We start from the raw sequence: 2,129 nt of genomic DNA, 5'->3' as shown, positions 1-2,129 counted from the left end.
GTCTGCACGTGCGCTGAGTGTGCAGGAACAGGCATTGTGGACCGGGTTCGTGATCATGTCCGATTGGATCGCCAGCAATGACGACTTCTTTCCGCTGGGACAAGCTCGAGAGTCAGTCGGCACCGCGGAAGAGATGTGGGACCGGCTTGCGTTCTTACCACCGTGGGAAGCACATCCGCCGGAAGACCTCGCTGCACTGTTGAAGGCACGTTTTCAGTTGCCCGACGACGCTGAGCCGCGCTCGATGCAGGTCGCGGCGGTAGATGCTGCTCGTGCGATGGTTGAGCCTGGGATGCTGGTTATCGAGGCGGCAATGGGTACGGGAAAGACGGAAGCGGCACTGGCTGTCGCTGAGGTGCTGGCTGAGAAGTTCGGGCAGGGCGGGGTCTTCTTTGCCTTGCCGACGATGGCCACGTCCAATGCGATGTTCGAGCGTGTTCTCGGATGGATCGAGGCCCAAGACGGATTGGCTGCAGCGAGTGCTGTGCTCGCGCACAGTAAGGCGGCGCTCAACCCGAGTTACCGCGAACTGCAATCCGAATCGGCATTGGGATTGGTAGGCGACGACGTGTGTGATCACGGGGCGACTGTCATTGCGCATTCGTGGATGTCCGGGCGTAAACGTGGGCTGCTTGCCGAATTTGTTGTCGGAACTGTTGATCAGTTGCTGTTCGCGGCGCTCAAGGCGAAGCACGTGGTGCTGCGACACTTGGCATTTGCCAACAAGGTCGTCATCATTGACGAGGTTCATGCGGCTGATGTCTACATGCGGGAGTATCTGAAGCGCGCATTGGAGTGGCTCGGCTCATATCGTGTCCCCGTGATTTTGTTGTCAGCGACGCTTCCTTCGGAACAGCGTGTGGCGCTGGTAACGGCATATCAATCGGGTGAGCAGGCCTGTGGCGATTTGGTAGGAGACATCGGATACCCGGTGATCACGGTCTGTCAGCCTTCTGGAGTGCAGACGATTGACGTCGAAGACACCTCTGCTCCGACGGTTGTGGAGATTTCGCAACTGCGTGACGACGAGGATGCCCTTGTCGACTTGTTGTCCGAACTGCTGGCAGAGGGCGGTTGTGCCGGTGTCGTCAGAAATACGGTGGGGCGTGCTCAGGAAACTGCGCGTCTGTTGTCCGCACGGTTCCCTGGCGAAGTGACGCTGGTTCATTCGCGATTTCTTGCACAGCATCGCAGCGATCTCGAGGCAGATCTGGTCGAACAGTTGGGTCCGCAAGGTTCACGTCCCGCGCGTCGAATTGTGGTGGGCACACAGGTAATAGAGCAGTCGCTCGATATCGACTTCGATGTCATGATCAGCGATATGGCGCCCATCGATCTGCTTTTCCAACGGATGGGACGACTGCACCGGCACCGTTCGACGGTCCGCCCGGAGCTGGTGCGATCGCCGCGGTTCTTTGTCACCGGCGTGGTGGACTGGGCCTCCGAACCTCCGGAGCCGATCACGGCGTCGAGCCGGATATATTCGGACGTACTTCTGATTCGCACGTTGGCGGTGCTGCGTGACCGCTGGTCCGGCGGAACCGTTGAATTGCCTCGAGATATCGCAGAACTCGTACAGCTCGCCTACGGCGAAAATGTGCCGATTCCGGAGACTTGGGCGTCGGAATATCGTGACGCAACTGCCAAAGGTGCTGTGGAGAACAATAGAACACGCCTTGAAGCGTCATCCTTTCTCCTCGGAGGGCCGTACGCCGAGGACACTCTGGTCAACTGGTTGGCAGAAAACATCGGTGAGGCCGACGGCCCGCGGGGGCAAGCAAAGGTGCGTGACACGGACGAGGGCATCGAGGTTATTGTCACCCAACGGATTGGCGAGAACGTTCACCTTCCTGAGCAGTGTGGCGGCAGGGTGATAGATACGGACTTCGCTCCCAGTGCCGTGTTGTCGAGACAGGCTCTGACTGCGACGGTGCGATTGCCCATGCAGCTCACAGGATCGTGGCGAATTGATCAAACGCTGGACGAGTTGGAGCAGCGATGTTACGCCGGCTGGCAGGACTCGAAATGGCTTGCAGGAGAGCTCGTCCTCGAACTCGATGCCGAGGGGTGTGCAAATCTTGCAGGTTATGACATTCGCTACCACCCCATCGAAGGGCTTATCGTGACGA

General features: G+C 58.9%; 1 protein-coding gene. It reads left to right on the top strand.

Going from position 1 to position 2,129, the window contains the following annotated elements:
• Window positions 1-19: 19 nt before the first annotated feature.
• The coding region (gene cas3, locus WAW17_RS15990) for a CRISPR-associated helicase Cas3' (RefSeq protein ID WP_422333927.1) at window positions 20-2,129 on the top strand (2,110 nt) is incomplete at its 3' end.

The organism is Rhodococcus sp. (in: high G+C Gram-positive bacteria), from assembly GCF_049286785.1.
Classification (GTDB): Bacteria; Actinomycetota; Actinomycetes; order Mycobacteriales; family Mycobacteriaceae; genus Rhodococcus_F.
Note: the sequence above shows the minus strand (reverse complement) of the source record. Positions and strands in the feature narration are given on the sequence as shown.